General features: G+C 74.1%; 25 protein-coding genes and 1 pseudogene. 14 read left to right on the plus strand and 12 right to left on the minus strand.

All coding sequences use genetic code 11. The features are described from left to right. Window positions 1–47 precede the first annotated feature (47 nt). Together LPU61_RS06220 and LPU61_RS06225 are read right to left on the minus strand one after the other, a co-directional pair. A complete protein-coding gene (locus LPU61_RS06220; protein WP_144420219.1) occupies window positions 48–611 on the minus strand; it encodes an endonuclease domain-containing protein in 564 nt (187 codons plus the stop codon). Window positions 612–1,391: 780 nt separating this feature from the next. Further along, entirely contained in the window at window positions 1,392–2,039 is a 648-nt protein-coding gene (locus tag LPU61_RS06225) for a hypothetical protein (protein ID WP_043962828.1), read from the minus strand. 114 nt (window positions 2,040–2,153) lie between these two features. On the opposite strand from LPU61_RS06225, the gene LPU61_RS06230 reads away from it, so the two are divergent. Next, complete coding sequence (locus LPU61_RS06230; protein WP_199486007.1) at window positions 2,154–2,594, plus strand: VOC family protein; 441 nt, start codon at window positions 2,154–2,156, stop codon at window positions 2,592–2,594. 6 nt (window positions 2,595–2,600) lie between these two features. Here the strand turns inward: LPU61_RS06230 and LPU61_RS06235 are convergent, their stop codons facing one another. From LPU61_RS06235 to trmB, 3 genes are all read right to left on the minus strand, one after another. Further along, window positions 2,601–3,572 carry a CehA/McbA family metallohydrolase gene (locus LPU61_RS06235; RefSeq protein WP_229404384.1) on the minus strand — a complete coding sequence of 324 codons (972 nt, stop codon included), beginning with the start codon at window positions 3,570–3,572 and terminating at the stop codon, window positions 2,601–2,603. 8 nt (window positions 3,573–3,580) lie between these two features. Then, on the minus strand, window positions 3,581–6,094 hold the full coding sequence (locus tag LPU61_RS06240; RefSeq protein ID WP_229404385.1) for an RNA helicase: 2,514 nt from the start codon (window positions 6,092–6,094) through the stop codon (window positions 3,581–3,583). Window positions 6,095–6,233: 139 nt separating this feature from the next. Beyond that, window positions 6,234–6,866, minus strand: coding sequence for a tRNA (guanosine(46)-N7)-methyltransferase TrmB (gene trmB, locus LPU61_RS06245; RefSeq protein WP_374199624.1), 633 nt, complete (start codon window positions 6,864–6,866; stop codon window positions 6,234–6,236). Window positions 6,867–7,079: 213 nt separating this feature from the next. Between trmB and LPU61_RS06250 the strand changes: the two genes are divergently transcribed. Further along, window positions 7,080–7,805 (plus strand): hypothetical protein, encoded by a 726-nt coding sequence (locus LPU61_RS06250; protein WP_229404386.1) that lies wholly within the window; start codon window positions 7,080–7,082, stop codon window positions 7,803–7,805. A 71-nt stretch (window positions 7,806–7,876) separates the two neighbouring features. Beyond that, window positions 7,877–8,557 (plus strand): class F sortase, encoded by a 681-nt coding sequence (locus LPU61_RS06255; RefSeq protein ID WP_229404576.1) that lies wholly within the window; start codon window positions 7,877–7,879, stop codon window positions 8,555–8,557. A 50-nt stretch (window positions 8,558–8,607) separates the two neighbouring features. Here the strand turns inward: LPU61_RS06255 and LPU61_RS06260 are convergent, their stop codons facing one another. Both LPU61_RS06260 and LPU61_RS06265 read right to left on the minus strand, forming a co-directional pair. Beyond that, the gene (locus LPU61_RS06260; RefSeq protein ID WP_229404387.1) at window positions 8,608–9,318 is read right to left on the minus strand and encodes a VOC family protein; all 711 of its coding nucleotides are present in this window, start codon (window positions 9,316–9,318) and stop codon (window positions 8,608–8,610) included. Window positions 9,319–9,489: 171 nt separating this feature from the next. Beyond that, window positions 9,490–10,227, minus strand: coding sequence for a DUF4386 domain-containing protein (locus LPU61_RS06265; protein ID WP_043964355.1), 738 nt, complete (start codon window positions 10,225–10,227; stop codon window positions 9,490–9,492). Window positions 10,228–10,333: 106 nt separating this feature from the next. On the opposite strand from LPU61_RS06265, the gene LPU61_RS06270 reads away from it, so the two are divergent. Continuing rightward, window positions 10,334–11,047, plus strand: a complete 714-nt coding sequence (locus LPU61_RS06270; protein WP_043962832.1) for a TetR/AcrR family transcriptional regulator C-terminal domain-containing protein — start codon at window positions 10,334–10,336, stop codon at window positions 11,045–11,047. Window positions 11,048–11,063: 16 nt separating this feature from the next. Here LPU61_RS06270 and LPU61_RS06275 read toward each other — a convergent pair whose 3' ends face one another. Genes LPU61_RS06275 through LPU61_RS06285 form a run of 3 tightly spaced genes read right to left on the minus strand, consistent with a single transcriptional unit; the run spans window position 11,064 to window position 13,165 of the window. Then, on the minus strand, window positions 11,064–11,396 hold the full coding sequence (locus LPU61_RS06275; protein ID WP_043962833.1) for an antibiotic biosynthesis monooxygenase: 333 nt from the start codon (window positions 11,394–11,396) through the stop codon (window positions 11,064–11,066). 13 nt (window positions 11,397–11,409) lie between these two features. Continuing rightward, on the minus strand, window positions 11,410–12,207 hold the full coding sequence (locus LPU61_RS06280; RefSeq protein WP_043962834.1) for an exodeoxyribonuclease III: 798 nt from the start codon (window positions 12,205–12,207) through the stop codon (window positions 11,410–11,412). A 37-nt stretch (window positions 12,208–12,244) separates the two neighbouring features. Further along, window positions 12,245–13,165: a proteasome assembly chaperone family protein gene (locus LPU61_RS06285; protein WP_043962835.1), complete on the minus strand. Its 921-nt coding sequence runs from the start codon at window positions 13,163–13,165 to the stop codon at window positions 12,245–12,247. A 721-nt stretch (window positions 13,166–13,886) separates the two neighbouring features. On the opposite strand from LPU61_RS06285, the gene LPU61_RS06290 reads away from it, so the two are divergent. The 3 genes from LPU61_RS06290 (at window position 13,887) to LPU61_RS06300 (ending at window position 15,763) form a co-directional block, all read left to right on the plus strand. Next, on the plus strand, window positions 13,887–14,615 hold the full coding sequence (locus LPU61_RS06290; protein ID WP_229404388.1) for a peptidase M23: 729 nt from the start codon (window positions 13,887–13,889) through the stop codon (window positions 14,613–14,615). 135 nt (window positions 14,616–14,750) lie between these two features. Continuing rightward, window positions 14,751–14,897 carry a hypothetical protein gene (locus LPU61_RS06295; RefSeq protein WP_176734219.1) on the plus strand — a complete coding sequence of 49 codons (147 nt, stop codon included), beginning with the start codon at window positions 14,751–14,753 and terminating at the stop codon, window positions 14,895–14,897. Window positions 14,898–14,944: 47 nt separating this feature from the next. Next, window positions 14,945–15,763, plus strand: a complete 819-nt coding sequence (locus LPU61_RS06300; protein WP_144420221.1) for an EcsC family protein — start codon at window positions 14,945–14,947, stop codon at window positions 15,761–15,763. 93 nt (window positions 15,764–15,856) lie between these two features. On the opposite strand, the gene LPU61_RS06305 is transcribed toward LPU61_RS06300, so the two are convergent. Beyond that, the gene (locus tag LPU61_RS06305; RefSeq protein ID WP_229404389.1) at window positions 15,857–16,705 is read right to left on the minus strand and encodes a GDSL-type esterase/lipase family protein; all 849 of its coding nucleotides are present in this window, start codon (window positions 16,703–16,705) and stop codon (window positions 15,857–15,859) included. Window positions 16,706–16,912: 207 nt separating this feature from the next. On the opposite strand from LPU61_RS06305, the gene LPU61_RS06310 reads away from it, so the two are divergent. The 6 genes and pseudogenes from LPU61_RS06310 to LPU61_RS06335 form a co-directional block, all read left to right on the plus strand. Then, a complete protein-coding gene (locus LPU61_RS06310; protein ID WP_043962837.1) occupies window positions 16,913–17,176 on the plus strand; it encodes a DUF6343 family protein in 264 nt (87 codons plus the stop codon). Between the two features lie 12 nt (window positions 17,177–17,188). Beyond that, window positions 17,189–18,601 carry an NADP-dependent succinic semialdehyde dehydrogenase gene (locus LPU61_RS06315; RefSeq protein ID WP_043962838.1) on the plus strand — a complete coding sequence of 471 codons (1,413 nt, stop codon included), beginning with the start codon at window positions 17,189–17,191 and terminating at the stop codon, window positions 18,599–18,601. Window positions 18,602–18,632: 31 nt separating this feature from the next. Continuing rightward, window positions 18,633–19,595 (plus strand): TIGR03885 family FMN-dependent LLM class oxidoreductase, encoded by a 963-nt coding sequence (locus LPU61_RS06320; protein WP_043962839.1) that lies wholly within the window; start codon window positions 18,633–18,635, stop codon window positions 19,593–19,595. Window positions 19,596–19,632: 37 nt separating this feature from the next. Then, window positions 19,633–21,207 carry a Na+/H+ antiporter gene (locus LPU61_RS06325; protein WP_043962840.1) on the plus strand — a complete coding sequence of 525 codons (1,575 nt, stop codon included), beginning with the start codon at window positions 19,633–19,635 and terminating at the stop codon, window positions 21,205–21,207. After that, a complete protein-coding gene (locus LPU61_RS06330; RefSeq protein ID WP_229404390.1) occupies window positions 21,204–21,461 on the plus strand; it encodes a UBP-type zinc finger domain-containing protein in 258 nt (85 codons plus the stop codon). The genes LPU61_RS06325 and LPU61_RS06330 overlap by 4 nt, the downstream gene beginning before the upstream one ends. Window positions 21,462–21,596: 135 nt before the next feature. Further along, window positions 21,597–22,163 (plus strand): annotated as a pseudogene (locus tag LPU61_RS06335) (snapalysin family zinc-dependent metalloprotease); the annotation flags it as partial. A gap of 109 nt (window positions 22,164–22,272) precedes the next feature. Here LPU61_RS06335 and LPU61_RS06340 read toward each other — a convergent pair. Beyond that, a complete protein-coding gene (locus LPU61_RS06340; protein ID WP_229404392.1) occupies window positions 22,273–24,894 on the minus strand; it encodes a glycoside hydrolase family 9 protein in 2,622 nt (873 codons plus the stop codon). A 208-nt stretch (window positions 24,895–25,102) separates the two neighbouring features. On the opposite strand from LPU61_RS06340, the gene LPU61_RS06345 reads away from it, so the two are divergent. Continuing rightward, the gene (locus tag LPU61_RS06345; RefSeq protein WP_043962844.1) at window positions 25,103–25,831 is read left to right on the plus strand and encodes a PP2C family serine/threonine-protein phosphatase; all 729 of its coding nucleotides are present in this window, start codon (window positions 25,103–25,105) and stop codon (window positions 25,829–25,831) included. Window positions 25,832–25,920: the final 89 nt, after the last annotated feature.

Genomic DNA, 25,920 nt, shown 5'->3' on the forward strand with positions numbered 1-25,920 from the left:
ACTGTTTCCCGGATCGAGCGTGATCTCCGACGCGCAGTCCGGGACGCTCAGTCCCCGGGGCGGTGGCCGCGGGAGCGCAGGGCGGCGCGCACCTCGGCGAGGAAGCCGTCGAAGTCCTCGCGGAGGCGTCGCGCCGTCACGTGCAGGACGAGCCAGTCCCCGCCGAGCAGCCGGTTCAGGCGGCGACGGTCCCGATGGAACTGCTCGGGATCATCGTGCCAGAACCCGTCGTACTCGACGGCGACCCGGAACTCCGGCCAGGCCAGGTCCAGCCGGGCCACGAACCGTCCACCGTCGGAGACGACCCACTGGGTACGGGGCCGGGGCAGGCCGGCCAGCACCAGCCGGACCCGGGTCCGGGACTCCTGCGGCGACTCGGCGCGGGCGTCGGCGAGGTCGACGGCGCGCAGCAGCGACCGCCAGCCCCGGCACCCCGCCCGTGCCAGGGCGTACTCGCGTAGCGCCGGAATGTCGACGATCCGTCGCGCCAGCAGGCCGTCGATGACGACGACCGCTTCCACCACGTCCAGCCAGCGGGCGACGTCCCAGCAGGTGCGCGTCGGACTGGTCACCGGGATGCCCGCCCGGTCGACGATGTCCCCCGGAAGCACCGGACCCCGGTGTACGCACAGCCCCGCCATGGGCCCCAGCCGGCGGCTGCCCTGTAGCGGCGTCGCCGGCGTCGGTGATCCCGACGGCGGGGCCGGCGCAGGAGCCGAGGGCTCGGGCATTGAGGGTGGCACGTCCGGTCTCCTGGTGGGAGGTACGCTGGGCGTTACCGCCGGCAGTTGCCGCTTCTGCGTTGTGCCGGGCGGCGGGCTGGGCGTCAGCACGTCGATCGGCTCGTCGGGTGGGATCTTTCCCACGCCGTACAGCGCTGCGGCGGAGCGGCCAGCGATCGCGGTGCCGGGCGGGATCAGCCAGCGGGCGACCGCCATGCACCGGTGCCGGTGGCTGACCGTGATCTCGGCATCGGCGTAGACGTCGCGAAACAACGGCCGCCAGGCGGAACTGCGGAGGTCGTTGCGGGTCAGCAGGCCCCGGGACCGGGCCACCGAACCGCGGAAGATCCGACCTCGCAGTTGGGGAGGTCGTCGAGGGCTCTTCGGCATGTCCTTACCGTGCCGGTTCTGCGGACACCGCGCTGTCCCCTGTGGATAACCCTGGTGACGCCGCTCAAGAGCGTGCCCGATCCGGGATCGAGTGGCCTCCCGATGCGATCGATGCCACTGTTTCCCATATTGAGCGCGATCATGCGGCCCGCGCCGCGACACGGCGCGCCGCGTCGTGCCGTATCGCCGCGTCGCGGCGGGCCGCTCTGCTCCGTACGCGATCGCGCCACCTCCCTCTGCCCGGTGGGGCGGTGGGAGGTGGCGCGGCGGTGGGTGGGGTCAGGCGGCGGTGGACCAGATCGCGCGGAACGCCGCCGCCTCGCCGGCCAGCCACTGCTCGACCTGCTCGGGCTTGACGCCGTCGGGCATCCGGTGCGCCACACCCCGTCGCACGTCGACCAGGACGGGCGCGGCGTGCGGCAGGACCGCGTCCATGTGCCGGGCCATCAGGTGCAGGGTGGCCAGTGCCGCCTCCTCGCTGGGCGGGGTCTCGTCGAAGTGCAGGCGGATGGCCTCGGCGCGGCCGTCGGCCGCGTGCCGGATGCCGAAGTGCGGATTGATCTTCACCGGCAGGTCGCCGAGCATGGCCAGGGCGTCACGCGTCTGCGCCAGGTCGACGCCCGTCGGCTCGCCGAGGGAGTGCAGCCAGGCCGTCGCGCCCGGCACGAGCGCCCGGTAGAGCGGCTGCCAGCGCGGCTTGACCGCGTCGGCCACCTGCGCCAGGTGGGTGCCGCCGGTGTGGAACGCGACGTCGGCCTTGAGCGCCTTGACGAACTGACCGTGCGGGTTGAAGCCGTGCTTGCTGGCCCGCTGCTTGCGCAGGCCCCCGACGAAGCTTGCCTTGGTGGGCCCGGTGCGGTCGACGTACCGGGTGAAGCCGAGGAGGGTGGCGTAGGGCGGGAGGGTGCTGGAGGTGGGCGCGGTCACGGAAGTCCTCCCAGGTCAGGACTTGGTTTAGTACATACATTCTAATCGACGGGTCTGACATCGCCCAGGGACAAGAGGGGCACATCGCCGCCCGGTTGCCCCTATGCTCTGGGCATGGCGATCCTGCGGATGGACCATGTCGGCATCGTGGTCGAGGACCTGGCGGCTGCCATCGCGTTCTTCGCCGAACTCGGCATGGAGGTCGAGGGGCAGACGCCGGTCGAGGGCCGCTGGGTCGACCAGGTCGTTGGGCTCGACGACGTCCGGGTCGACATCGCGATGATGCGGACCCCCGACGGCCACGGCCGGATCGAGCTGGCGAGGTTCCACGCCCCGGCGGCGGTCGACGCCGGGCCGCCCAACGCGCCGGCGAACACGCTGGGCATCCGCAACGTCATGTTCGCCGTCGACGACATCGAGGAAGCCCTCGCCCGCCTGCGTGCGCACGGGGCCGCCCTCGTCGGCGAGATTGCGCAGTACGGGGAGAGCTACCGGCTCTGCTACGTACGCGGCCCGGCGGGCATCATCGTCGCCCTGGCCGAGCCACTCGGCTGACCGCCGTCACGGGCCGGCCAGGACGACGGGGTTGGTGAGCGCGGCCATCTGCCCGCCGGGATGGCGCACCTCGACCCGGACGAACATCGCGTCCGCCGCGCTGGTGCGCCAGGTCAGGGCACCGGAGCCGTCCTCGGGCAGGCGCACGCGGTGCACGGCGCCCCGGTCGGTGTGGAAGGTGACGGTGCCGGACGGCACGCCGCGCACGTCCACCCGTACGACGATCGGTCCTTCGCCGGTGTCCAGCCGCTGGCCGATCCCGGCGCCGGCATCGCCCGTGGTGGCCGTGAGCGACAGCTCGACGGCGGCCGAGCCGGCAATCCAGCTCCGGCCGGCGCGGATGCCGGCGAGGATCGCGGCGGTGGTCAACTCCTCGGCCAGCACGACGGTGTGCGGCACCCCGAGCTGGCCCGCCAGGTGCGTGTCGCTGCAGCCCAGCGCCGGCCGCCACCGCCCGCCGTGGATGCCGGCGGCCAGGCCCCGGCCCCACTCGGCCAGCGCCGCCTCGTTGTCGGCGTTCCAGGGCAGCTCCGAACTCCACCGCCCGTTCCACACCTCCACCGCGTCGAACCCGTCGAACGGGTACGCGAAGACGCCGGAAGGGTACGGCGCGTGGGGGTGCGCCGCCACGCAGAGCCCGCCGGCCCGGTGCACCTGCTCCACCTGCCGGTCGATTACCCCGTCGCGGACGCCGTACCGCCAGTCGACGACCTGCCCCGGGCCGATGCCGAGCGCCAGCCAGTGCCCGGTCCGGGTGGTGACCTCCTGGCCGAGGATGACCAGCAGGTCGTCGCCGGCGAGCGGGCCCCAGACGCCGTGCGTGTCCGTGGTGTTGTGCTCGGTGATCGCGATGAAGTCCAGGCCGACGGCGCGGGCGTCGGCCACCACCTGCTCCGGCGTCAGGTCCGCACCGTTGGAGCGCGCCGAGTGCACGTGGCAGTCGCCCCGGTACCAGCCGCGCCCCCGGCCACGCGACATGCCCACGGTCAGAGCTGGCCGACGTCCGTGATCCGGACGACGGCCGCGCCGACCTCGTCGGAGGCGGCCAGGTCGACCTCGGCGCTGATGCGCCAGTCGTGGTCGCCGTCGGGGTCGTCGAGGATCTGCCGGACCGTCCACCGGTCCCGGCCCTGCTCGATCATGAGCAGCGCCGGGCCGCGGGCGTCCGGCCCGGTCCCGATCGAGTCGTACGCCTCGAAGTACGGCTCCAGCGCGTCGGCCCACGCGTCGGCGTCCCAGCCGTCGGCGGCGTCGAGCTCGCCGAGCAGGTCCCAGCGGCGCAGGGCGGCCAGCTCGACCCGGCGGAACAGCGCGTTGCGCACCAGCACCCGGAACGCCCGCGCGTTGCGGGTGACCGCCGGCGGCCGGTCGTCGAGGGCGGCGTGCGCCTCGGCGGCCTCGGCGACGTCCGACGGGTTCTTCAGCCGCTCCCACTCGTCGATGAGGCTGGAGTCGACCTGGCGGACCAGCTCGTGCAGCCACTCGATGAGGTCGATCAGCTCCTCGGTCTTGGCGTCCTCGGGCACGGTCTGCCGGAGCGTCTTGTACGCGTCGGCGAGGTAGCGCAGCACGAGGCCCTCGGAGCGGGTGAGGGAGTAGAACTGCACGTACTCGGTGAAGGTCATCGCCCGCTCGTACATGTCCCGCACGACGGACTTGGGGGAGAGCTGGTGGTCGGCGACCCACGGGTGCCCCCGCCGGTACATCTCGTACGCGGCGTCCAGCAGCTCCGCGAGGGGCTTGGGCCAGGTCACGTCGTCGAGCAGTTCGAGGCGGGCCTCGTACTCGATGCCCTCGGCCTTCATCGCGGCGACCGCCTCGCCGCGGGCCTTGAACTGCTGCGCGGACAGCACCTGGCGCGGGTCGTCGAGGATCGACTCGATCACGCTGAGCACGTCGAGGGCGTACGACGGGCTCTCGGCGTCGAGCAGCTCGATCGCGGCCAGTGCCAGCGGCGACAGCGGCTGGTTGAGCGCGAAGTCGAGCTGGAGGTCGACGGTGAGCCGCACCCGGCGGCCGGTCTCGTCCGGCTCGGGCAGCTCCTCGACCACGCCGCCGGCCCGCAGCGCCCGGTAGATGGCGATGGCCCGGCGGATGTGCCGGCGCTGGGCGGCGCGGTCCTCGTGGTTGTCGGTGAGCAGGTGCCGCATCGCGGCGAACGCGTCGCCGGGGCGGCCGATGACGTTGAGCAGCATCGAGTGACTGACCTGGAAGCTGGACGTCAGCGGCTCCGGCTCGGCCTCGACGAGGCGGTCGAAGGTCGGCTGGCCCCAGCCGATCGAGCCCTCCGGCGGCTTCTTGCGGACGACCTTGCGTCGCTTCTTCGGGTCGTCGCCGGCCTTGGCGAGGGCCTTCTCGTTCTCGATGACGTGCTCGGGGGCCTGCACGACGACCCGGCCGAGGGTGTCGAAGCCGGCCCGCCCGGCCCGGCCGGCGATCTGGTGGAACTCGCGGGCCTTGAGCAGCCGGGTACGCACCCCGTCGTACTTGCTCAGGCCGGTGAACAGCACCGTGCGGATGGGCACGTTGATGCCGACGCCGAGGGTGTCCGTGCCGCAGATGACCTTGAGCAGGCCGGCCTGGGCGAGGGTCTCCACGAGCCGGCGGTACTTCGGCAGCATGCCGGCGTGGTGCACGCCGATGCCGTGCCGCACCAGCCGCGACAGCGTCTTGCCGAAGCCGGAGGTGAACCGGAACCGGCCGATCGCCTCGGCGATCATGTCCTTCTCGGCCCGGGTGCAGACGTTGACGCTCATCAGCGCCTGGGCGCGCTCCAGGGCGGCGGCCTGGGTGAAGTGCACGACGTACACCGGGGCCTGCCTGGTCTCCAGCAGCTCTTCCAGGGTCTCGTGCAGCGGCGTCATCGCGTACGAGAAGAGGAGCGGGACCGGCCGCTCGGCCGAGCGCACGACGGCGGTCGGCCGGCCGGTGCGCCGGGTCAGGTCGTCGACGAAGCGGCTGGTGTCGCCGAGGGTGGCCGACATCAGCACGAACTGGGCCTGCGGCAACTCGATGATCGGCACCTGCCAGGCCCAGCCCCGGTCCGGCTCGGCGTAGAAGTGGAACTCGTCCATGACCACCTGGCCGACGTCGGCCCGCGCGCCCTCGCGCAGCGCGAGGTTGGCCAGCACCTCGGCCGTGCAGCAGATGATCGGGGCGTCGGCGTTGACGCTGGCGTCGCCGGTGAGCATGCCGACGTTGTCGGCGCCGAAGACCTCGCACAGGGCGAAGAACTTCTCCGACACCAGGGCCTTGATCGGGGCGGTGTAGAAGGTCGTCCGGTCGTCGGCCAGGGCGGCGAAGTGGGCGGCGATCGCGACCAGGCTCTTGCCCGAGCCGGTCGGCGTGTTCATGATCACGTTCGCGCCGGAGACGATCTCGATGACCGCCTCCTCCTGGTGGGGGTAGAGGTCGAGGCCGCGCTCCTTCGCCCAGCTGGCGAACGCGTCGAAGAGGGTGTCGGGGTCGGCGCTTGTCGGCAGCGCGGCGGTGAGCGTCATAGCCCGTCCATCGTGCCTGTCGCAGGCCCCTCCGCGCCAACCGGGTGGTTGGCAGGGCCCCCTGTGCAACAGAATGCGTTGACAGGGGTCCTTCCTCGCACCGCACGCGCGCCGCGCGCCGCGCCTCGGCCGGCACCCCTCAGGCGCGGCGGTGGACCAGGTCGAACACCGGGCGGCCCGCCGTCAGGGCGCGCCGCTCGAACTTGGTCACCGGCCGGTGCGCCGGGCGCGGGGCGTACCCGCCGTGCACGTCCACCAGCCCCGGGTCGGCGGTCAGCGTCTCGCGCATCGACTCCGCGTACTCGGCCCAGTCGGTGGCGCAGTGCAGCGTCCCGCCGGGCGTCAGCCGGGAGCGCAGCAGCGCCACGTGCGTCGGGGAGATGATCCGCCGCTTGTGGTGCCGCGACTTGGGCCACGGGTCGGGGAAGAAGACGTGCACCGCGTCCAGCGACCCGTCGGGCAGCGCCCGGACCAGGTCCAGCGCGTCGCCTCGGGCGACCCGCACGTTGCCCAGCCCGAGGCGCTCCACCAGCCCCAACAGGTTGGCGATTCCCGGCGTGTGCACCTCGACCGCCAGATAGTCTCGGCCTGGGTCGGCGGCGGCCATCGCGGCCGTGGCGTCCCCCATCCCCGACCCGATCTCCAGCACGATCGGGGCCCGGCGGCCGAACAGCGCCGCCAGGTCCACGGGCGCGGCGGCGGGATCGTCGGCGACCGTCAGGCCGTACGCCGACCAGAGCCGGTCGAGCGCGTCGAGCTGGCGGCCGGTCATCCGGCCCCGGCGGGGGTGGAAGGTGCGGATCCGCGACGCGTGGGGCGGCACGGTCACGACGGGGTTCGCTTCGGTGGAGGTCACAGCGGTCCGAGCTTACGCGACCAGCGCGCCGGATCGGCTGTGAGGTACGACCGGGGATGAGAAGATTCATCCCGTACGGCAGGCCGGGCGGGCCGCTGCCCGGCGACGCACAACCGCGCCGGAGGGGTCATGGGGGCAGCCACGCACCAGTGCGCCGGACCGGCCACGGGCCCCGGCACGAGGCTGGCCGCGCGGATCGGCGCCGCGTTCGCCGTCGCCGTCGCCGCGTTCGCCGGCCCGCTCGCGGCGGGCGCGCGGGCCGCCGGGGCACCCGAGGCCGTCCCCGTGGCCGCCCCCGCCCCCGAGCCCCCGGTCGGCCCGCCCGGCCCGGCCGGTGGGCAGCAGCCCGGCTCGCAGCCCGGCTGGCTCGTCTTCGTCGAGGTCACCCCCAGCACCGTGCAGCCCGGCTACCTCGTGGGCATCCGGGCGAGCTGCCACGACAACTCGGTGCCGGCGATCGTGGTCTCCGACGCCTTCGGCCGGGTCGCCGTGCACCCGCAGCGTGGCCTGCTCACCGGCACCCCGATGGTCCGTGAGCGCATCTGGCCGGGCAACTACCGGGTCAAGCTCGAATGCCGGGGCGGCGAGACCGCCACCACGATGCTCCAGGTGGTCAAGAAGCAGCCCTCGCCCGCGCCCACCCACAAGCCGACCTACCAGCCGACCCACCATCCGACGTACCCGCCGACGCACCATCCCAGCCGGGGGCCGAACACGGGCTTCGGTGGCACCGCCCGGGGCGCCACCGACGGGCTGCTGCTGCCGGGCGGCGTGGCGTTGACCGTGGCCGGGGTGACGATCGGCGTGGCCACGGCCCGTCGGCCGCGGTCCGGCCGCGGCGGAAACCGCCGCTGAGGCCGGCCGTGGCGTCGGCAGGTACCGCCCCGGGTGCGGCGTCCGCGCGTACCGTCCGGGCGGTGGCGTCCGTGCGGACCGCCCCGGGTGCGGCGTCCGCGCGTACCACCGGGTTGGACGGCCGCCGCCGGCCCTGGTCGGTGCCGGCGGCCGTGGCCCTGGTGCTGCTCGGCGTCTTCGCCACCGGCGCCGGCCTCGGCCGCGCGGCGGGGCCGTTGGAGTGGGCGACCCGGCCGGCCGAACGGGCGGCAGCCGCCGTCGACGACGCGCCCCGTCCGGCCGTGGGCCGACCGGTGAGCCTCCGGGTGCCGGCGATCCGGGTGTCCGCGCCCGTCGGCCCGGTCGGGCAGGCCGCCGACGGGTCGATCGCCGTGCCGCCGCTGAGCGCCGCCGCCGAGACCGGCTGGTACGACCGCAGCGTGATCCCCGGCGAGCCGGGCCGGGCCGTCATCGTCGGCCACGTGGACACCCGCGACGGTCCGGCCGTCTTCTACGACCTGGGCAGGCTGCGGGCCGGCGACCGGATCGAGGTGACCCGCGCCGACGGCGACGTGGCGGTCTTCGCGGTGGACTCCGTCGAGCACTTCGGCAAGGACGAGCTGCCCGCCGACCGGGTGTACGGCGACGACGGCCCGCCGGAGCTTCGGCTGATCACCTGCGGCGGCGCGTGGGTCGGCGGCCGCACGGGCTACGCCGACAACGTCATCGCCTTCGCCACCCTCCTACCCCCCGACCCCCGACAGCCTCGGTGATCAAGAGGTTTGCGTCATCGTTGAGATCGACTCTGCCGCTTTTCTCTTGATCACCGAGGCGGGGCGGGCAGGGTGAACTCGTTGCCGTCGGGGTCGGCCAGGACGACCGCACCGTCCGCGCCCGTCTCCAGCCGGGTCGCCCCGAGGGCGACCAGCCGGTCGACCTCGGCCTGCTGGTCGCCTGCGGGCGGGGCGAGGTCGAAGCGTTGCCGGTTGCGTGCCGTCTTCGGGGCCACGGGCGGGCCGCCCCACGCGACCTTCGTGCCGCCGTGCGGTGACTGGATGGCGGTCTCCTGGTCCTGGTCCCAGACCAGCGGCCAGTCCAGCGCCCGGCTCCAGAACAGCCCCACCTCGCGGGTGCCGTCGCAGGCCAGCTCCCCGAGCGGGCCGCACCCGGCGAGGAAGCGGTTGCCCGGCTCGATCACGCAGAACTCGTTGCCCTCGGGGTCGGCCAGCACGATGTGCCCCTCCTCGGGGCGCTGCCCGACGTCGAGGTGGCCGCCGCCGAGCCCCAGCGCCGTCGTCACCAGGCGCTGCTGGTCGGCGGGGTCGGTGCTGGTCAGGTGCAGGTGCAGGCGGTTGGCTCCCGCCTTCTCGGTCGGGCTCGGGACGAACCGGAGGCTGGGCTGGGTGTCGTCGCCGGGAAGGAGCGCGCCACGGGCGTCCCCGGTGACCTCCCGGCCGAGCATGCCGGCCCAGAACCGCGCCAGGCGAACGGCGTCGTGCGCGTCGAAGGTCACTGTGAGCAGTGGCGAGGGCATCACCGCACAGTAGACACGGGCCCGGGGGCGGGCAACGCAAATAGCCCGGCCGGGAACGGTGGGGGAGGGGCCAGTCGTGGGTGCGGCCGGTCACGCGGTGGGCCCGGTCGGCGGTGGGGCCGGTCAAGGGACGGGCCGGTCAAGGGTCGGGCTGGTCAAGGGATGGGCCGGTCAGGCGGTGGGTCCGGCGAGGATCGGGGCCGGCCGGAAGCCCTTGACGACCAGCCAGACCCCGAGCGAGAGCTCCCACGCGGCCACCGGGATGGTCAGGACCGCCGAGAGCGCGGACGCCTGCTCGTTGAGCCCGAACATGGTGGCCACGGCCGAGGCGGCGAGCAGGGGCGCCCCGACGAGCCCGAGCACGGGAATGATCCGGGGCACGAGCGCGGAGCGGTACATCAGGTAGCCGAGCAGCAGCGCGTTGGCGGCGGGGACGAGGCCGGGGCCGAGCAGGAACGTCCAGTCGCGGACCGCGACGAGCGACGTGCCGACGGCGACGAGGGTGGGGGCGTCGGTGCCGGCCGTGGCGGTGAACTGTTGCCGCAGCGTCACCACCGCCAGCAGGCTCGCGACGCCCACGACGATGATCGCGGCTTCGAGGACGCGGGCGGTGACGAAGCCGAGCGCGGCGGCCTCGTGCTGACGCCTGACCACGGGGAAGAGCGCGACGGCCGTGCCCACGCAGGCGACGGCGTTGACGAGGTCGAGCAGGCAGCCCGCGATCACCCGGGTGTCGCTGCCGGCGCTGACGATGTAGTCGGGGTTGCTGAGCACCGGGTCGATGAGCGCCACGGCGGGGAGCGAGGCGAGGAAGGTGATCAGGTAGAACACGCCCGCGACCAGCGCCGTCCTCCTCCCGGGCGAGCCCACCGGCATCCGTGCGGCTGTGGTTCCCGTGCTGGCGGTCATCTCCACCCTCCCCTTCCCCGGCGGCGAGGTGTACGTCGTACACCTTCGCGCCCACGGTAAGGTGTACGGCGTACACCGTCAAGGGTGCGACCGTGGAGGACTTGTCATGCCGGGCTTCGACGTGGGTGCGCGCGAGCGGCTCAACCGGGAACGCGTGCTACGGGCGGCCGTCTCGCTCGCCGACGAGGCCGGAATCGCGGCGGTGAGCATGCGGCGGCTCGCCCAGGACCTGGGCGTGGTGCCGATGGCGCTCTACAAGCACGTCGCCGACAAGGAGGAACTGCTCGACGGGATGGTGGACACCGTCATCGCCGGGATCGCGCCGCCGGACCCGGGCCTGCACTGGAAGGGCGCGGTGCGGCAGCGGGTCCTCGCGGCGCGGCGGGTGGTGCTCCGGCACCCCTGGGCGCGGCAGGCCATCGAGTCGCGCACCAGCCGGACGCCGACCGTCCTGGCCCACCTCGACTCGCTGGCCGGCGCGTTCCTGGCCGGCGGCTTCTCCGCCGACCTCACCCACCACGTCATGCACGCCCTGGGCAACCGGGTCTGGGGCTTCAGCCCCGAGCTGTTCAACGCCCCCGAGCCGGCCGCCCCGCGACCGCCCGCCCCGGACGAGCAGGAGGCGACGGCACGCGAGTTCGCGCGGCGGTTCCCGCACATCCTGGCCATCGCCACGGCGGCCACCGGGGGCGACCTGGCGGCCGTGGGTCAGGGCTGCGACGAGCAGTTCGAGTTCGAGTTCGCCCTCGACCTTCTGCTCGACGGCGCCGAACGGCTGCACCGCGCGGGCTGGCGGTCGGCCGCGCCGGCCGTGCCGTGACGGGTCGACGGCGGGGTCAGGACCCCTGCCCGCCGGCGGCCGGCACCTGCTGGACCACCTCGAACTCCAGCAGGGTCGCGCCGGTGGAGACCGGGCGTCGCTGCTCGCCGCCCGCGCCGCCGGCATGCGCGGCCCGCGCCGGCCCGGCCGCCCAGTTCTGGTACGCCTCCTCCGACTCCCAGCGCGTGTAGACGAAGTAGCGCGTCTCGCCGCCGACCGGGCGCAGCAGCTCGAAGCCGAGGAAGCCGGGGGAGCCCTCCACCGCGCCGGCCCGCGCCGCGAACCGCCGCTCCAGCTCCTCGCCCGCGCCCTCGGGGACATCGATCGCGTTGATCTTCACGACTGCCATGGCCCCACCCTACTCAGAACGTCTCCACGGCCGGGACCAGGTCGGCGTCCACCACGATCGGGGCGTGGTCGGAGGGACCCTTGCCCTTGCGGGCCTCCCGGTCGACGTACGCGGCGCGGACCGCGCGGGCGAACGGCGCGGACGCGTAGACCAGGTCGATGCGCATGCCCTTGTTCTGGTGGAACATCCCGGCCCGGTAGTCCCAGTAGGTGAACGGGTGCGGCCCCTTCATCGGGGTCGGCACCACGTCGGCCAGCCCCAGGTCACGCAGGGCGGCGAGGGCGGCCCGCTCGGCCGGCGTGACGTGGGTGGAGGTGACGAACAGGGCGGGATCCCACACGTCGGCGTCGGTCGGGGCGACGTTGAAGTCGCCGCAGACGGCCAGCGGCAGCCCGCCGGTCAGCTCCTGCTCCAGCGCGTCGCGCAGGGCGGCGAACCAGGCCAGCTTGTACGCGTAGTGCGGGTCGTCGGGGGCGCGGCCGTTCGGCACGTACACGGACCAGACCCGCAGCCCGTCGCAGGTGGCCGAGACGGCCCGGGCCTCCGGCTCGGGGAAGCCCGGCTCGCCGGGGAAGCCGACCGTCACGTCGGCCAGCCCGACCCGGGACAGGATCGCCACCCCGTTCCACCGGCCGTCGCTGTGGCTGGCCACCGTGTATCCCAGCTCGCCGACCTCGGCCACCGGGAACGCCCCGTCCGGGCACTTCGTCTCCTGGAGGCAGACGACGTCGGGGGCGGTGGTGGCCAGCCAGTCGAGCAGCCGGGGCAGGCGGGCCTTCACCGAGTTCACGTTCCAGGTCGCCAGGCGCATGCCTCCAGCCTGCCGCATCCCCGCCCCGGCCGCCCGGTCAGCTCCCCGGGGTGTCGCCCGGCCGGCCCTGCTCGGCCAGGAACCGCTCCAGCTCCGCGCCCAGCTCGTCGGCGGTCGGCAGCGGACCGCCCTCGGTGGCGAGCAGGTTCTTCTCGCCCCGCCCCCGGGCGAACGCGTCGTACTGCTCCTCCAGGGCCGAGACCAGGGCGGCGGCGTCCTCGGTCTGGGCGACCTGCCGGTCGATCTCCACCCGCACCACCTCGGCGGCCGAGCGCAGGCCGTCGCGGGGCAGCAGCAGGCCGGTGCTGCGCGACACCGATGCCAGCAGCACCTCGGCGGCGGCCGGGTACTCGGCCTGGGCGACGTAGTGCGGCACGTGGGCGGCGAAGCCGAGCGCGTCGCGGCCCTGCTCGCCGAGGCGGAACTCCAGCAGGTGCCCCACGCTGCCGGGGACCTGGACGCGCTGCAGCCACGGCTCGTACCCGGAGATCAGCTCGCGGCGGGTGGCGTGCGCGGTCACCCCGGTCGGGCGCGTGTGCGGCACCGCCATCGGGATCGAGTTGAGCCCGACGGTGAGCCGGACGTCGAGTCGGGCGGCCAGCCCGCCGACGGCGGCCACGAACCGCTCCCACTGCAGGTCCGGCTCGGGGCCGCTGAGCAGCAGGAACGGGGTCTCGTCGTCGTCGTGCAGCAGGTGCACCTCCAGTTTGGGGGCGTCGTAGTCCTCCCAGTGGTCCTCGACGAAGGTCATCGGGGGACGCCGGGACCGGTAGTCGTAGAGCTGGTCGACGTCGAAGCTGGCGACGGGGCGGGCGTCGAGGGAGGAGAACAGCTGCTCACGGGCCAGCCGGGTGGCGCTTCCGGCGTCGACGAAGCCGGTGAGGGCCTGGAGCAGGACCGGCTGTCCGAGTTCGGGCAGATCGTCGGAGAGCTCGTAGAGCTCGTGTGGGTCGAGCACCGGTGCGGACCTCCCTGGGCTGGCGCGTACGGGACCGTGACGCGCACGGCTCCCGGTTCGGGCAACGTACCCGCCATCCTCGTGCATTCCTGCGTCGGGCGGTCCCACGCCCGATCCATGATCACAATCAGGCAACGGCCCCGGTCCCCGGCTGCCCTCCCGGCTCGGCGGGCCGCCCCGCCGCCACCCTCGGGGATGGGCCGGATGGGTGAGGCGGGGTCGTCCGATCGGCGGGGTGGGCGGGGAGGGGGTGGGTCGCTCGGGTTTCGGGACGTTGTCGGCCGCCCGGTGCGCCCGTCGATGCGTACCGGAGGTTCGTCCGGCCCGTCCCGTCCGCGCCGGGCCGTGGCGGCGGTCGCCCGGGTGTCCGCATCGCCGGCCCGTCGGTGTGGCGAGGGCCACCCTGAGGGCCTGGGTTATCCCGGAATGACCTGCCTAGCCTCGTCGAATGCGTGACGACGGCATCCTCGACGACCAGCGCGGCCCGCACACGGCGGTGGGCCGTTCGGACGTTTCCCCCTCGTCCGAACGGCCACCCACCACCATCGCCGGCGGCGCACGCCCCGGGCGCCTCCGGACTTCCCTCACTTCCCTCGCTGGCCTGGTTCCTACCCCCTCCGGGTGGAGACGTAACCTCCCGGTTCCGAACGGGCCGGCGGACCGGTCGGCGGCCGGTGACCCCGGCCGCGTCGGGCCTCCCCGTCGGGGCCGTCGGGCGGGGGTGGCCGTTGCCGCCGGAGTGGTCTGCTGCCTGGGCCTGGCCGCCCTGGCCCAGGCCCGGGAGGAGCCGGCGGACACCGGGCGGGGCGCGCCCCCCGCCGCCGACGTGGACCTCGCCCGCCGCGCCGCCGCCGAGGCCGCCTCGCGGTCGCTGGACCGCGCGCCCGGCCCGACGCCCACCCCCTCGGCGAGCCCCACGCCCACGTCTACGGCCAGCGTCCCGTCGGCCACCGCGTCACCGTCGGCCAGCCGCAAGCGCGTCGCGCCGAAGCGGCCCGCCGACCCCGCGCCGGTGGCCGGCCTGACCCGGGCGCAGATGGCGAACGCGAAGGTGATCGTGCGCACCGGCCGGGAGTTGGGCTTCCCCCGGCGGGGTCTGGTCATCGCGGTGGCCACCGCGATGCAGGAGAGCAACCTCTACAACGTCGCCAGCGGGGTGCTGCCCGAGTCGCAGGAGTACCCGCACCAGGGCATCGGCTGGGACCACGACTCCGTCGGGCTGTTCCAGCAGCGCGCCAGCAGCGGCTGGGGCGAGGTGGGGCAGCTCATGGACCCCGCGTTCGCCACCCGGCAGTTCCTCGCCGCCCTCGCCGAGATCCCCGGCTGGGAGGACCTGCCGCTGACGGTCGCGGCCCAGTCCGTGCAGATCTCCGCCTACCCGGACCTCTACGCGCAGCACGAGTGGCGGGCCGCGGAGGTGGTGGACGCCTTCCTCTCCGCCGGGATGTGACCCCGGTTGCCCGCAGGCGTCCCGCGCGGGGCGTGCCGGCGGTGGCCCGTCGGACCCCTCGATCGACCACAGTGGACGATTCGCGCTTGCCGGGGCAGGGTACACATGGAGGAGGACGACCGACAGGAGGACGACATGTCAGCACTGGTGCAGCGGCTCACCCGGTTTCTCCGGTCGCCGCAGGGGCAGCAACTCGTCGACCGGGGCCGCCGCGAGCTGGCCAAGCCGGAGACGCAGCGCAAGCTGAAGCAGCTCGCCTCCCGCCTGTCCAGCCGGCGCTGACCGCGCCGACGCCGCCGTACCGCCCGTCTCCGACCCCGGGAGCCTCCGTGACCGATTCCGCCCCCGTCGACGGCCAGCCCACCGTCCCCATGCCGGTCCCGTCGCCTCCGGCGGCACCGGCGCCACCGCAGGCGGCAGCGGCGGTGCCGGAGGCGGCACCGGGGTTGCCGGTCCCGGCGGTCGCCGCCGAGGACGCGCCGGAGGGGCCGCCGGCCCGGCTCTGGGACCGCATGCGGGAGGACCCGCAGTACGCGCCGGAACACCTGGCCCTGGAGGCGGTGCGCCGCCTGGGGCCGGAGGCGGCGCGGTGGGCCGCCCGCGCGCGGGCGGAGCGCCCCGGTGCCCCGACGGAGGAGCTGGCCGAGCAGGCCGTCCGCCGGTTCGTCAACCGGGCCCGGCTCTCCGGGGCGGTCTCCGGCGCGGCCGGGCTCCCCGGCGCGGTGATCGACGTCGGGGTGCTGGCCTGGACCCAGGCGCGGATGGTCCTGCACATCGCGGCGGCGCACGGGATCGACCCGACGCACCCGGACCGGGCCACCGACCTGCTGGTGCTGCAGAAGGTGCACAAGGTCGCCGAGACCGCCCGCCTGGCGCTGGGGGTGGCCGCCGGGCGGGAGCGCGCCGGGGCCCTCTTCGGCTCCGGCGGGCAGGCCGCGCTCGGCAAGGTGATGCTGCGACTGGGCGTCCGGCTGGCCCAGATGGCCGGGGTCCGCGCGGCGAAGCGAATCTTCGCCAAGGTGATCCCGGGGGCCGCGATCATCCTCGGCACCTGGGCGAACTCGTCGGCGACCAAGGACCTGGCCGAGCGGTCGCGGCAGCTCTACCGCAGCATGGGTCCCGCCGGGGGCGTCCCCCGGCCCCGCTGAATGCGCCGGCCGGCCCGGCCCCGCTGAGCGTGCCCCGCCGGCCCGGCTCCGTCAGCCGAAGCCGGCGGCCCGGCCAGGCCCGGCTCGGCCCGGTCAGTCGAAGCCGGCGGCGCGCCAGGTCACGTCGGCCAGCCGGCCCTGGCCGGCGACGTTGGGGTGGAACCAGTCCAGCGCGTTGACCAGGTCGAGGGTGAAGCGGACGCGGTGCACCGCCCCGCCGTCGTAGCGGCACCGCGAGCCGTACGCCCGGCAGGCCGACTTCAACTGGGCGTTGTACGCGTCGATGCGGTCCCGTACCTTCCCCCGGCGCGTCACGTCGGCGGGCGCGGTCGAGGTGGCGTTCGCCAGCAGTGCGGGGCACACCCCGTGCCCCCACGCCCGCACCGCCCGGGAGTCGGTGTGCCCGACCTCCCACAGCCGGTACAGGTCGGGGACGCTGACCACCAGCACCCGTGCCTTGGGGCGACCCTTGCGCAGCACCCGCAGGCCCTCGTCCACCTGCTTGCGGAACGTCGCCGCCGGGGTCATCGCGGCGACGTCGTCGCGGCACGCGTCGTTCGCGCCGATCAGCACCGTCACGTAGTCGGCGCGGTCGCGGACGGCCGCCTCGGCCTGCCCGGCCAGCGCCGCCGCCCGCGCGCCCGGCTTGGCGTGGTTGTGCGCCGCGCCGCGCAGCTTGGGATTGCGGTCGAGCAGCCGCTGGTAGTGGCTGTCCACCCGCAGCCCGTCACCGGTGGACCAGGAGTTGCGCTCGCACGAGCTGAGCATCAGGCAGGAGCCGAAGCCGGTGCTGATCGAGTCGCCGAGGGCGGCCATGACGGCCGGCGTGCCCGGGGCCGGTGACCCGCCCGAAGGGCGCGGGCCGGCCTCGCCGCCGCTCTCGCAGGCGAGCGCGACCAGGGCCAGCAGGCAGGCGACGGCGGCGACCCAGCGTCGAGGCATCTTCCCCAGTCCCGCTTCCCCAGTGCTGCTTTCCTGTCGCGCGGCGGAGTGCGACAGCCAGCCAACCCTACGTGCGTCACCGGCGCGGGCGGTGGCCTGCTGTCGGCTTTCCGGCACTCGACGCCCCGGGCGTCCCCGCGTGTGGTAATCGGCTCGCCCGCGACCCGATGCCCGGTTAACCGGGCCGATCGGGGGTAGCCCGCAGGGATGACGAGATCGCAGCCCCGTCGCGCCCGCGGCACCGTGGGCCACGCGTACAGCGCGTTGAACCTCCGCCTCGTGCTCGCCGGCTTCGGGCTCGTGACCATGGTGATCTTCGCCGTGCTGGCGGTGTGGGCCGGCGTGGTGTGGCTCGGCGTCGTCTGCGCCGTCTTCGCCGTCGTCGCCGCGGTCGACCTGGTCGTCATCCAGCGCCGCCGTGCCGCGCGCCGCCGGGAGTCCCCGGGCGCGCGGCACTCGCTGTTCGAGTGACAGGAGTACGAGATGTCCATCGCCACCACCAACCCCGCCACCGGACAGGTGCTCACGTCGTACGACCCCATGTCGGACGCCCAGCTCGACGCCGCCATCGAGCGGGCCGACCTGGCCTTCCGCGACCTGCGCCGGACCACCGTCGCCCAGCGGGGCCGGTGGCTGACCGCCGCCGCCGACCTGCTCGACGCCGAGCGCGACGAGACCGCCCGGCTGATGACCACGGAGATGGGCAAGACGTACGCCGCCGCGCAGGCCGAGGTCACCAAGTGCGCCTCGGCGTGCCGGTTCTACGCCGCCCACGCCGAGCGGATGCTCGCCGACGAGCCCGCCGACGCCCGCGCCGTCAAGGCCGCCCGCGCCTTCGTGCGCTACCAGCCGATCGGGCCGGTGCTGGCGGTGATGCCGTGGAACTTCCCGCTCTGGCAGGTGATGCGGTTCGCCGCGCCCGCCCTGATGGCCGGCAACACCGGCCTGCTCAAGCACGCCTCGAACGTGCCGCAGACCGCCCTGTACCTGGAGGACCTGTTCCGCCGCGCCGGCTTCGGCGAGGGGGCGTTCACCACCCTGCTCGTCGGCTCGGACGCCGTCGACCGGATCCTGAGCGACCCCCGGGTGCGCGCCGCGACCCTCACCGGCAGCGAGGGCGCCGGCCGGTCCATCGCCCAGATCGCCGGCCGGGAGCTGAAGAAGACGGTGCTGGAGCTGGGCGGCAGCGACCCGTTCGTGGTGATGCCGTCGGCCGACCTGGACCGCGCGGCCGAGGTCGCCACCACCGCCCGCTGCCAGAACAACGGGCAGTCCTGCATCGCCGCCAAGCGCTTCATCGTGCACACCGACGTCTTCGACGCGTTCGCGCAGCGGTTCGCGGCGAACATGGCCGCGCTGCGGGTCGGTGACCCGATGGACCCCGCCACCGACGTCGGCCCGCTGGCCAGCGAACGCGGCCGCGACGAGATCGACGCCCAGGTCCGCGACGCCGTCGAGCAGGGCGCCACCGTGCTCTGCGGCGGCGAGAAGCCGGCCGGGCCGGGCTGGTTCTACCCGCCGACCGTCGTCACCGACCTGCGGCCGGAGATGCGGATGTGGTCGGAGGAGGTGTTCGGGCCGGTCGCGGGGCTGTTCCGGGTGTCGTCGTACGCCGAGGCGGTCGAGGTGGCCAACGGGACCGCCTTCGGCCTCGGCGCGAACGCCTGGACCACCGACCCGCAGGAGCAGGAGCGCTTCGCCACCGACCTGGACGCCGGCAACGTCTTCGTCAACGGGATGACGACCTCCTTCCCCGAGCTGCCCTTCGGCGGCGTGAAGAACTCCGGCTACGGCCGCGAGCTGTCCGCGCTGGGCATGCGCGAGTTCTGCAACACCAAGACCGTCTGGGTGGGCCGGGGCGAGGCGACGGCCGGCGCGGGGGCGCACGCCGAGTAAACGGGCGCCGGCGTGGGTAGGAGGTGCGCCCATGACGGTGTTCGGCTTCCACGCGTCCCACGAGCAGATCCACCCGGCCAGGCTGCTGGAGGCGGTGATCCACGCCGAGCGGGCCGGCTTCGACGCCGCCATGTCCTCGGACCACTTCTCCCCGTGGAGCGCCCGGCAGGGCGAGTCCGGGTTCGCGTGGTCCTGGCTGGGCGCGGCCCTCCAGGCCACCAACCTGCCCTTCGGCGTCGTCAACGCGCCGGGCCAGCGCTACCACCCGGCGATCATCGCCCAGGCCATCGGCACCCTCGGCGCGATGTACCCCGGCCGGTTCTGGGCGGCGCTGGGCACCGGCGAGGCCAGCAACGAGCACATCACCGGCGACCCGTGGCCCCGCAAGGACGTGCGCAACGCGCGGCTGCGCGAGTGCGTCGACGTGATCCGGGCGCTGCTGGCCGGCGAGGAGGTCAGCCACGACGGCCTGGTCACGGTCGACCGGGCCAAGCTGTGGACCCGCCCCGAGCAGCCGCCGGCCCTGATCGGCGCGGCCGTCAGCGTGGCCACCGCCCGCTGGTGCGCGCAGTGGGCCGACGGGCTGATCACCGTCAACGCCCCCACCGGCCACCTGCGCGAGATGATCGACGCCTACCGCGACGCCGGGGGCCGGGGCCCGCTGCACCTGCAGGTGCACGTGAGCTGGGCGCCCGAGCAGGCCGAGGCCGAGGCGATCGCGTACGACCAGTGGCGCAGCAACGTCTTCGCGCCGCCGGTCTGCTGGGACCTGGAGACCGCCGAGCACTTCGACGTGGTCTCCGCCGACGTGCCGATGGCGAAGGTCGCCTCGACGGTCAACGTCTCGGCCGACCTCGGCCGGCACGTCGGCTGGCTCCAGGAGTACGTGGAGCTGGGCTTCGACCAGATCGCCCTGCACCACGTCGGGCAGCAGCAGCGGGCCTTCATCGACACGTTCGGCGCCCAGGTGCTGCCGAAACTGCGGGCCGCGTGATCGGTCCGCGCCGGGTGGGGCCCTAGGCTCGTATCCCATGGAGCCCCTGTTCGAGGTCGTCGTCTTCCTCGCCATCGCGACGCTCGGCGCGGCGCTGGCCCGCAAGCTCGGGCTGCTCGCGCCGATCCTGCTCGTGGTGGTCGGCCTCGCGCTCTCCTTCGTGCCCGGCTTCCCCCAGGTCCGGCTCGACCCGGACCTGGTGCTGGTGGGCATCCTGCCGCCGCTGCTCTACGTGGCGGCCCTGGAGACGTCGGTGCCGGCGTTCCGGCTCAACCTGCGGCCGATCCTGCTGCTCGCCGTCGGGCTGGTGATCTTCACGGCGTTCGCGGTGGGCCTCGTGGTGCACCTGCTGCTGCCGGCGGTGCCGTTCGCCGTCTGCCTCGCCCTCGGCGCGGTGGTCGCCCCGCCGGACGCGGTCGCGGCCACCGCCGTGGCCCGCCGGATCGGCCTGCCCCGCCGGGTGGTGACGATCCTGGAGGGCGAGAGCCTGATCAACGACGCCACCGCGCTGGTGCTGCTGCGGGTGGCCACGATGGCGACGATCGGTACCTCGGTCGGGGTCGGCGACGTGGCCTGGGAGGTGCTCGTCGCCACCGGCGGCGGCATCGTGATGGGCCTGCTCGGGGTGGTGGTCTTCGGGTTCCTGCACAAGCGGATCACCGACCCGCTGCTGGACAACGCGGTGTCGCTGATCGTGCCGTTCGCAGTGGTGTTCGCCGCCGAGGAGATCCACGCCTCCGGGGTCGTCGCCGTGGTGGTGACCGGCCTCGGGATCGGGCACAAGATGCCACTGCTGATGTCGGCGGCCTCCCGGCTGCAGATCGGCGCGTTCTGGCGGCTGGTCCGGTTCCTGCTGGAGGGGCTGGTCTTCCTGCTGGTCGGCCTCCAGCTGCGCGAGGTGGTGCGGGACCTGGACGAGCCGCTGGGCTTCCTCGCCGCGATCACCGGCGCGGTGCTGGTCACCGTCTTCCTGACCCGGTTCGTGTGGCTCTTCCCGGCCACCTACCTGGCCCGCCTGGTGCCCCGGGTGCGGCAGCGGGACCCGGCCCCGTTGGCGAAGTTCCCCATCGTCATCGGCTGGGCCGGGATGCGGGGCGTGGTCACCCTGGCCGCCGCGCTGGCCCTGCCGCTGACCCTCGCGCAGGACCGCCCCTACCCCCGGCAGTTGTTCATCTGGCTGGCCTTCGCGGTGATCGTGGTGACGCTGGTCGGCCAGGGCGCGACGCTGCCGGCGGTGGCCCGCCGGCTGAAGCTGCCCCCGGACGACCCGGTGCAGGACGCGCTCTCGGCGGCGGGCGTGCAGCAGCAGGCCAGCCGGGCCGCCCGGGAGCGGCTCGACGAGCTGGCCGAGTCGGCGCCGACGGCGGTCGTGGAGCGGCTGCGCCGGGTGGCGCAGGAGCGCACCAACCTGGCGTGGGAGCGGCTGGGCGGCACCGAGCGGGAAACGCCGTCGCAGGCGTACGGTCGGCTGCGGCAGGAGATGATCGACGCGGAGCGGGAGGTGTTCCGGGCCGCCCGCGACTCCGGCCGGATACCGGAGGAGGTGCTGGTGCGGGCGTACCGCGACCTGGACCTGGAGGAGTCGCTGCTGCGGCGGGAGGAGGAGTCATGAGCTGCGAGCACCTGGCGGGGGCGGGCACGGCCGAGCCGGCCACCACGACGGAGTGCCCGGACTGCGTGACCGTCGGCAACGCCGACTGGGTGCACCTGCGGTCCTGCCTGACCTGCGGGCACGTGGGCTGCTGCGACTCGTCGCCGTACCAGCACGCGTCGAAGCACTTCGCGGCCAGCGGCCACCCGGTGATGCGCTCCATCCAGCCGGGGGAGGCGTGGCGCTGGTGCTTCGTCGACGAGGAGATCGGCTGAGCCGTCGCCCGGGAGGGCGGGGCCGACGCGGCTCGTATGACGCAGCCGCTATGCGGATGGATCGGCCAGGCTGGATCTATCATCGACGCACATCGATCGGGGCGGTGTTGCCGCCGTGACCTCCGAGGAGTGCGTGTGATCCGACGACACCTGCTGCGTACGGCCGGAGCCCTGGCCGCGACCGTCCTGGCCGCCGCCGGGGTGCTGGCCGCCACCGGCACCAGCGCGTCCGCCGTCCGCACCGTCTACTACGACGCGAGCCGGGCCGGCGAGTTCCGCACCAACTTCGACCAGGCCGCCCAGATCTGGAACAGCAACGTCAGCACCGTCCGGCTGCTGCCCGCCACCCCCGGCAACATCACCATCTACGTCGACAACGGCTGGCCCCGGGCGCAGACCACCTCGCTGGGCAACGGCCGGGTCTGGATGGGCTGGGAGGCGGTCGACCAGGGCTACAACCGCACCCGCATCGCCACCCACGAGATCGGCCACATCCTCGGCCTGCCCGACAAGCGCACCGGCCTCTGCTCCGACCTGATGTCCGGCAGCAGCGCGCCGGTGTCCTGCACCAACGCGATCCCCAGCGCCGCCGAGGCGTCCCGGGTCAACCAGCTCTTCGCCGGCGGCCTCGCCGCGACGACGACGGTCGGGAAGACGTACGTCTGGGTCGGCGGCGAGGCCGCCCCGAGCATGGCGGGCGGGGTCACCGCCGGGGCGCACGACGCCCCCTGATCCGCGCGGCGTCGCCGCCGGCCGGAACGCCGAAAGGGTGGCCCCCCGAACGGGAGGCCACCCTTTCCGTATGGTCGGGTCAGGACAGGGTGCAGGGCGCCCCGTTGACCGTGACCAGGCCCGGCGCGGGGTTCGCGCCGCCGCCGGTGGTGGCGTTGAAGCCGAAGGTCGTCGCGCCGCCCGGGTCGATCCGGGCGTTGTACGACTCGTTCTTCGCCGTCACGGTGGCCCCGGACTGGGTCACCTTCGCCATCCACGCCTCCCGCACCTTCTGGTCACCGGTGAAGGCGAACTTCGCGGTCCAGCCGTTCACGACGGCGGTGCCGGTGTTGCGGATGGTCACCTGGGCGGTGAACCCGGTGCCGCCGTGCCAGGTGCCGTAGTTGTCGTACGAGACCGAGCAGGTGGGGGTCGGCACGGCCGGCGCGTCGTCCTGGTCGGCGAGGAACGAGGCCAGCCAGGTCAGCGCCGAGTTCCAGTTGATCGCGATCTCGTTGGTCGAGTACGAGTTGATGTCGTCGACGTAGCAGAACATCGGCTTGCAGCCGGCGAGCAGGTTCGACGAGAACGGGTCCTGCAGGCCGGCGTTCGCGCCACCGGCGAGGGAGCCGGCGGGCGGGTTGGGCGAAGCGGGGTCGAACTGGTTGGCGTACATCCGGCTGTGCTGGTTGCGCGCGGTGTGCTCGCCCCACCCGGTCACGTACGAGATGTTGAGCGCGTTGCGGCCCAGCAGGTAGTCGGCCGCCTGCACGGCCCCGTCGCGGTACTTCGCGTCGCGGGTCAGGTCGAAGGCGGTGCCCAGCACGACCGCGTTGTTGGTGATGTTGCCGTTGGCACCCCAGAAGTAGCTGTTGGCGTCGCCGGGCATGGGCAGCCCGTACGCCTGGCCGGCGGCGATCTCCAGGTAACGGTCGGCGGCGGCGGTCACCGAGGCGCGGACCCGGGTGCGCTCGACGGCCGGCAGGCCGCTGGGGACGGTGGCCAGGTCGAGGCGGCCCAGCGCCGCGACGCCCTGCCAGCCGAAGCCCTGGTCGCCGAAGACCGCGCCGGTGTGGTGCTTCGAGGCGGTCAGGTCGGTCAGGTACGCGGCCTCACCGGTGGTCAGGAACAGCTCGGCGGCGGCCCAGTAGAACTCGTCGCTGACGTCGGTGTCGTCGTACGTGCCGCCGCCGGTGCCGTCAGTGGGGCTGGCGTAGATCGCGGGGTGCGCCTTGGCGGCGGCGTACGCGGTCTTCGCGGCGGTGCCGCAGCGGGTGGCGAACGCCGCGTCGTACGGGGCGAACAGGCGGGCGCACTGGGCGGCGACGGCGGCCAGGTTGAGCGTGGCGGCCGTGGACGGCGGGTGCAGCTCGCGCGGCTGCGGGTCGGCGGCCGGGTCGAGCGGCAGGCCCGTCCAGTTCTTGTCGTGGATCTTGTGGTGGGCCATCCCGGCCAGCGGCTTGCCGGCCGGCACCTGCATGCGCAGCAGGAACTCCAGCTCCCAGCGGGCCTCGTCGAGGATGTCGGGCACGGCGTTGCCGCGCTCGGGCACCCGCAGGGTGCTGTCGGCCAGCCCCGCGCCGGCGTCGGCGGTGGCCGCCGTCTTGGTCCGCTCGAAGGTGTTCAGCAGCTGGTAGGTGGCGATGCCGCCGTTGACCACGTACTTGCCGTGGTCGCCCGCGTCGTACCAGCCGCCGCGCACGTCGAGGGAGTAGTCGCAGACCCCCGGCTGGCAGGGCACGCTGGTGTCGCCCTGGTTGGGGGCGACGCCGATGTGGCCGGCGGCGCGGGCGTACTCCTCGCCGACCAGGTCGCCGTCGATGGCGATGCCGCTGCGCTGGATGTAGAAGAACTGGAGGGCGTCGCTGCGCAGCTTGTCGTAGAGGGTGCCGGAGATGTCGAACGGGTGGCTGGTCTCGCCGTCGGCGACGAGCGTGTAGCCGGTGCCCGGCGTGCGGAACGACGAGAAGTCGATGGTCTGCACGTTCTGCCCGGACGCCTCGTCGACTCCGCGCGGCTTGCTCTGCCCGCTGGCCACCACCGCGCCGGCGGCGGAGCGCAGCTGCCAGGCGAACGGGGTGGTGGCCTCGGTGACCACGGTGGCGTTCTTCGGGCCGCCCGGCAGGTAGCCGACCTGGTTGACCCGCACCCGGGGCCCGGTGTCCGGCTCGTACGGCACCGGCGGCTCGCCGCCGCGCAGCGAGACGTTGTCGAGGCAGATGGTCTGCTCGGCGGCGGCACCGCCGACCTGGAAGATGATCTGCGCGCTCGGGTTGTCCTCGCTCGCGGTGAACGTCTTGGCGAAGTGCGCGCTGGTGCCGGTGGCGGCGGCGTCCACGCTGGCGTACTGCGTGTAGGGGGCGGCGCCGAGCTGGAGCACGGCCTTGACGTTCGCCCCTGGGGTGGCGGTGATGTCGAAGGACAGCTCGTACTCGGAGCCGGCGGTCAGCGGCACGGCGTCCTGGCCGATGCCGGCGTCCCAGGGGTTGGCCAGCCCGCCGGCCACGGTGGCGCACAGCCGGCCGTCGGTCACGCCGAGCGGGCCGGTGCCGTACGAGAACCAGGGGGAGACGCCCTCGCTGAAGTCGCCGTTCTTCAGCTGCTCGGGGGCGTCCGGCGGAACCTCGGCGTGGGCCACACCGGCGGTGGTGCCGGTGAGGGCCAGGGTGGTCGCCGCGGCGAGTGCCGCGAGGCGGCGTCGACGTCGTCGGGATGGCGTCACGGGGGATCCTTCCGGGGGACGGGGCTGCGCCGATGCTGGGAGCGCTCCCACTATCGACCTGATATTTCCAGCGGGTGTCTGCCGTGTCAATTGAGGTCGCTGAATAAGATTTGTCGACCCGTCCCGCCGCGTGAGATTCGCCGCGCCACGCGGCGTCCTCGCGATCTCCTAGAGACAACTGCGCCCTCCAACTGGCAGGCTGCGTGCCATGACCCTGAAGCTGCGTTCCGTGGGGGCGAGCGACCGCGGGCTGATCCGCAGCGGCAACCAGGACGCCCTGCACTCCGGCACCTGGCTCGTCGCCGTCGCCGACGGCATGGGCGGGATGGCCGCCGGAGACCTGGCCAGCCGCATCGCGATCGACGCGGTCGGACCCCTGGACCTGGCCACACCCGAGGACGCCCTCGTCGCCGCCTTGCAGAGCGGCATCGAGCAGGCGACCGCGCGGATCGCCGAGGCCGTGCGCGAGGACCCCGAGCGGCAGGGCATGGGCACCACCCTGACAGCCCTGCTCTTCGCCCGCACCGGAAGCTGCCTCGCCCTGGCCCACGTCGGCGACTCCCGCGCCTACCTCTACCGGGAGGGGGTGCTCAAGCAGATCACCCGCGACGACACCTTCGTGCAGATGCTCGTCGACCAGGGCCTGATCACCCCCGACCAGGCCGCGAGCCACCCCCGCCGGGCCGTGGTCACCCAGGCGTTGCAGGGCGGCGAGGTCTCCCCGGCGTACGCGACCATGGTGCCCCGGGCCGGCGACCGCTGGCTGCTGTGCAGCGACGGCCTGTCCAACGTGGTACGTCCGGACACCCTCGCCGAGGTGCTGGCCGGGCACCCGGACCGCGACGAGTGCGCCCGGCGGCTGATCGACCTGGCGCTGCGCGCCGGCGGTCCGGACAACGTCACCGTCGTCATCGCCGACGTGGTCGCCGAGGACTGACCCGCCGCCCGCCTGCCTGTCGCCCGCCTGCCTGTCGGCCGCCGGCCGGTTGGCCGCCGGCCGGTTGGCCGCCGCCATGTCGGCGACAT

Source organism: Micromonospora sp. NBRC 110038 (assembly GCF_020884815.1).
GTDB classification, from domain to species: Bacteria; Actinomycetota; Actinomycetes; order Mycobacteriales; family Micromonosporaceae; genus Micromonospora; species Micromonospora haikouensis.